The organism is Bacteroides sp. An279, from assembly GCF_002159615.1.
Taxonomy (GTDB): domain Bacteria; phylum Bacteroidota; class Bacteroidia; order Bacteroidales; family Bacteroidaceae; genus Phocaeicola; species Phocaeicola intestinalis.
Genome location: NZ_NFJA01000137.1, coordinates 1 through 6,019, shown reverse-complemented (window position 1 = coordinate 6,019; position 6,019 = coordinate 1). Strand labels below are relative to the sequence as shown.

At 45.7% G+C, this 6,019-nt stretch carries 2 protein-coding genes; one reads left to right on the top strand and one right to left on the bottom strand.

Translation table 11 applies throughout. The annotated features are described in order from the left end of the window. The first annotated feature begins 255 nt into the window (after positions 1–255). Complete coding sequence (locus B5F78_RS15635) at positions 256–4,455, top strand: acyl-CoA dehydratase activase (protein ID WP_087407167.1); 4,200 nt, start codon at positions 256–258, stop codon at positions 4,453–4,455. A gap of 149 nt (positions 4,456–4,604) precedes the next feature. Here the strand turns inward: B5F78_RS15635 and B5F78_RS15630 are convergent, their stop codons facing one another. After that, complete coding sequence (locus B5F78_RS15630; RefSeq protein ID WP_022040074.1) at positions 4,605–5,264, bottom strand: hypothetical protein; 660 nt, start codon at positions 5,262–5,264, stop codon at positions 4,605–4,607. Positions 5,265–6,019 lie beyond the last annotated feature (755 nt).

Genomic DNA, 6,019 nt, shown 5'->3' with positions numbered 1-6,019 from the left:
GCTCCTGTTCTTCGTCAGATAGCCCGCTATCTTCCTCATCACAGAAGCGAAAATGCCTCAAAAACTCATCCCAAATCATCGCACGATAAATTCAAAACAGCTTCTGAATATTAGACCACGAGGAAAGGAAATGCCGTATGCCAAAGTAAGTGTAAGGAGGCTGAATGTGAAATATTGAACATTTTTCATTCGTGGAGGATAAGCGTTGTCAACGGATAATGTGCGATATTTGCATTGTAAAAAGGAAGATGGTTTATGATTAGAATAGGAATTGATATAGGTTCTACTACGGTCAAAGTTGTGGCTTTGGATGAAACGGATCGGATATTGTTTTCGAAATATGAAAGACATCATGCCCGTGCAAAAGAAATTTTAATCATCCTTTTGCAGGAATTGCAGGCAAAGGTCGGGGATAGGGAAATCAGGCTAAAGATAACAGGTTCGGTAGGCATGGGATTTGCAGAACGCTATGCTTTTGATTTCATTCAGGAAGTTGTAGCGGCCACCAAAGCCATTCACCACGATTATTCCCAGACTGCTTCGATGGTTGATATAGGAGGTGAAGACGCGAAAGTGGTGTTTTTTAAGGAAGGGAAAGCTGCAGATTTACGTATGAACGGCAATTGTGCCGGAGGTACAGGAGCTTTTATCGACCAGATGGCTGTATTGTTGGGAGTAAGCATCGATGAGTTGAACGAACTGGCTTTGCAGGCTGTACGTATTTATCCCATAGCCTCACGTTGTGGAGTGTTTTGTAAGACCGATATTCAGAATCTGATAGCTAAGAATGTGAATCGTGCCGACATAGCTGCATCAATTTTTCATGCGGTGGCGGTACAGACAGTCGTTACATTGGCACATGGATGTACCATTGTTGCTCCGGTTTTGTTTTGTGGAGGACCGCTTACCTTTATTCCGGCTCTTCGGAAAGCTTTCACAGAATACCTTTCACTTTCTGAAAGCGATGTAATATTGCCCGAAAATGGAACACTATTGCCGGCATTGGGGGCTGCATTGGCGTGCGGGGAACAGGAAACACTTTACATGCTATCTTCGTTGATAGCCCGCTTGGACAAAAAACTGCCGGATGAGGCATCTGCTCATTCGCATCTGGTACCTGTTTTTGCCGATAACGAGGCATATATTCGATGGAAAGCGCGTATTTCCAGCCATGCTGTGAGGCGTTCCGAATTGCCTGTAGGAAATTTGGATGTTTTTATGGGTATTGATTCCGGATCTACTACTACGAAGATTGTTGTGACCGATTCGGATTTCCGGGTTTTATATTCCTACTATTCTCCTAATAAAGGCAATCCGATACAAGCTGTAGAAAACGGATTGAAAGAATTGCAGCGTATGTGCGCCGAACGGCATACCGTGTTACATATCAAAGGCGGATGTTCTACAGGCTATGGAGAAGATCTTATCAAAGCTGCCTTTAACCTGGAGCATGGCATTGTGGAGACCATTGCCCATTATTTGGCAGCACATTACCTGAATCCGGATGTATCGTTTATTCTTGATATAGGCGGACAGGATATGAAAGCCATCTTTGTGAATAATGGTGTTATTGACCGTATTGAAATCAATGAAGCCTGTTCGTCGGGGTGTGGCTCGTTTATCGAGACATTTGCTTGTACACTGGGATATTCTTTGGAGGACTTTTCTGATGCTGCTTGTCTGTCTGGTTCTCCTTGTGATTTGGGAACCCGATGTACGGTATTTATGAATTCTAAAGTGAAACAGGCACTCCGCGAAGGAGCAACGGTGGGTGATATAGCTGCTGGTCTTGCCTATTCGGTCGTGAAGAATTGTCTTTATAAAGTGCTGAAATTGAAAGATACTTCAGCATTGGGGGGGCACATTGTGGTACAGGGGGGCACGATGCGGAATGATGCTATAGTGCGTGCCCTGGAACTGTTGACAGATGCCGAGGTGACCCGCTGCGACATGCCCGAATTGATGGGAGCTTTGGGGTGTGCCTGGTACGCTTCACGGCATCCGGCAGTATCATCTGTTACGTTGGAAGATATGCTTGCGAAGGCTTCCTATACATCTCGTCTGTTGCATTGCAAAGGATGCGACAATCAGTGTCTGGTCATTCGGTATCAATTTGACAATGGGGCACAGTATTATTCTGGAAACCGGTGTGAAAAAGTTTTTACCAATCAGGGAACCGATGCGGTCGGGAAGGGGATGGACGCTTACGAGTATAAGAGTGCCTTGCTTTTCAATCGTACATCCGATGTGGTTTGTCCCAGGCTGAAAATAGGAATTCCCCGCTGCCTGAACATGTACGAAGAATATCCGTTTTGGCATGCTTTGTTTGCAGCTTGTGGGATGCAGGTCTGTTTGTCCGATGTTTCCAATTATTCCCGGTACGAAGCAAGTGCCTGTATGGTGATGTCCGATAATATTTGTTTTCCTGCCAAACTGGTACACAGCCATATCCAGAACCTGATAGACAAGCAGGTCGACCGGATTTTCATGCCGTTTGTGGTATACGAAGGACAAGAAGATGGGCAAAATAGTTACAATTGCCCGATTGTGACCGGCTATTCGGCAGTAATACATAGTGTACAGGATACTTCTGTGCCGGTAGATTCTCCCGTTATCGGTTTCAAGGACCGGAAGCTGTTGTTTATACAGTGCCAGAATTACCTCCGTAGTCTGCAAGTAGACGACCGTACTATCAGACAGGCTTTCGAGGCTGCTGTACAGGCACAAGATGCCTATATCCGTCAGTTGGTTGCCTACAATGAGGAGGTTTACCGTCAGGCAAAGGAGAAACATGCTTTGACCATTCTGCTTGCCGGCCGTCCTTATCATACGGATGAATTGATACAACATAAAGTTTCCGGAATGCTTGCCGGCATGGGTATCTATGTCATTACCGATGATATAGTGAGGCACAGTAACATAAAGGCTTGCGATGTACATTTTTTGGCGCAATGGTCTTTCCCCAACCGGATATTGGCTGCTGCCGAATGGGCTTCTGCACATACAGATGTACAATTCGTGCAGTTCACTTCATTTGGATGTGGTCCTGACGCTTTCCTTACCGATGAAGTGCGAAACCTGTTGGCACGTCATCATAAGGTATTGACATTGCTCAAACTGGATGATATCAATAATGTCGGTTCGATGAAGCTGCGCATCCGTTCGTTGATAGAAAGTCTGAAGTTGGCTGGAAATGAGACCGGAAAGAAACTTCCGGAAGAACCTTTTCAAACGACTCCTGTGTTTACAGACGAGTGCCGGAAACGTAAGATACTGATTCCTTTCTTTACGCCTTTCCTTTCTCCCTTGATTCCGGCAGTAATGAAGGTGGCTGGATACGATGTCGAAAATTTGCCGTTGAGCGATACCGAGTCATGCGAATGGGGATTGAAATATGCCAATAATGAGGTGTGTTATCCGGCTACACTGATAGTAGGTGATGTAATCAAGGCATTCAAAAGTGGAAAATACGACCCACATCACACGGCGATTGCCATGACACAGACAGGAGGGCAGTGCCGGGCAAGCAATTATGTCGGGCTTATCAGGAAAGCATTGGTAGAGGCTGGATATACAGACGTACCGGTGGTGTCGTTCACTTTTGGCAATGCCATAGAGAACCGTCAGCCCGGATTCAAAATCAACTGGTTCAAGTTATTGCCTGTGGCAATGTATGCTATTCTTTATACCGACTGCATTGCCAAGTTTTATTATGCTTCGGTGGTGCGTGAGCGGAAGCCGGGCGAAGCTGCACGTCTGAGCACATTGTATTTGAATGCCGGGACACAGTTCATTTTGGACGGTAAGGCAGAGGATTTGCTGTGTTATCTTTCGTTGGCTGCCAATGATTTCAATCAGATTTGCAGCGATGAAGAACGCCCGAAAGTGGGTGTGGTGGGAGAGATTTTCCTGAAGTTTAATCCTTTTGCACAAAGGCATATTGTCGATTGGCTGATCGAACGCCGTATTGAAGTTGTCCCTCCACTGTTGCTTGATTTCTTTATGCAGAGTTTTGTCAACAGCAGGTCAGACGAAGAAGAACATCTGACGCGCAAGTCTTTGTTCCGGTTCATACATGGACTGGCGTATGCACATATCCGCAAGCAGATAGAAAAGGTTAACCGTACGGCTGCCAAGTTCCGTTATTATACACCTTTCGAAGATATATTTGCCGAGGCGGAAGAGGCACGCCGGGTGATAACGCTCAGTGCGCAGTTTGGTGAAGGCTGGTTGCTTCCAGCCGAAGTGATGTCGTGCGCCCGTAGAGGAGTGGACAATGTCATCAGTCTGCAACCTTTCGGCTGTATTGCCAATCACATCGTATCGAAAGGTATCGAAAAACGGATGAAGCGTTTCTTCCCCGATTTGAATCTGTTATCGCTCGATTTCGATAGTGGTGTAAGCGATGTAAACATCATCAACCGTTTGCTGCTGTTCATCGATAATTTGAAATAGTTGACAAGGATTTAGGTAACGAGTTGACAAGTTGACGAGTTGACAAGTTTTTTAGGTGACAAGCTAACGAATTGGTGGAATGTCGGATATTGTTGGCAAAACTATTCAGGGCCTTGTCACCTTGTTAACTCGTCACCGCGTCAACTGATTCATCGGCTGGTGGGGAGCGAAAACTCCTGCCAGTCGTATTCATTACCTTCGTAGTCGGCTATAGCAATGTGAATAAGCACTTTGCCGTCTTTCAAACGTTTCCCTCCTTTCAGGTGGGCGGTATATTTGATGCCGTCGTGTGGGGCAATCTGTTCTATCATCACCGATGGTGATATGTATATGCGCTTGTTGTCGGTCTGTACAATCGGTACGGCATTGTATACCGTCTCTTGGCTGGTATTGATGATTTCGAAGATGACTTTGCTTCCCTCTTCCGCCTGGATGATGTGGTCACGGTTTTCATCAATGAAACGGATGTTACGTATTTGCAGATAGCTTACGCTTGACGGTGCGTCTTGCGGGTGTGGGGCATAGTCATGGTTCTCTTCTACCACGTAACCCTGCTGCGCTTTACGTTCTTGTGCCGAGCTGATGGCTCCTCCGATAGCGGCTCCTGCCAAGGTGCCTACCAGTGTGCCGATAGCCGAACCCCGATAACCTCCGTCCCAGTGCCGGTTGCTTCCTACCAGTCCTCCTATGGCTCCGCCTACGTTTCCTCCTATCGAAGCTCCAGCCAGAGTGGAAGTAGTCTGATATGCGCTTCCACATCCGCATAGGACAAGGGTTGCCAAGCTTAAAGCAATCATCTTCTGTTTCATATTTTCGGATTTTAGATTCTTCCTCGACAAATATACGAAATTTTCCTGTAATGCAGTGCTTTTATGGCACCTGAAAAGTAATATATACTGCATCTGCCGATGAAGTTATCTTCTCCGGCAGTTTCAGTGCACTGAAACTGCGGATGCAGTATATATTACTTTCCGTAGGTATTTATGGTCAATCGAAAAAGGAAGGCATGTGTTTTGACGAACATAAGTGAGTTGCCCGTTTAACATAAGTGAGTCGGGTGATTTACATAAGTGAGTCAGGCGTATCACTTATGTTCGTTTACGGGGGCTCTTGGTTGCGTGTCTTTTCCTGATTTCGATAGATACTTTTCAAAATAGATAGTTAGACGAGATAAGACTAAGGACTTATAACGCATCATAATAAGCCAAATCACTTATTTCCCCGTTTTATAAGTCAATTAGCTTATAATGTTTTGGCCGGTAGAGATATTATTTATTGAATTCCGCAATGAGCCAATGTAAGGGCGGGGTTCGCCCGTCCGTATTCGCCTGCGTGGATGTATTCGGGCAGGCAAACCCTGCCCCTACAAGTTAATTGGCAAGATGCGGACATTCATAAAAATTTAAAAGATTCTGTGTACCTGTGTCTTCTGTGGTGAATCCCGATCCGCATCATCTTATTTGCTGAATGTCACATTTTCTACATGTTCGCCGATGAAAATCCGTGCCATATCGCCTGTTTTGTACCATGCAGGTTTGCCGGGCATGTCGTCGGAGATAACCGT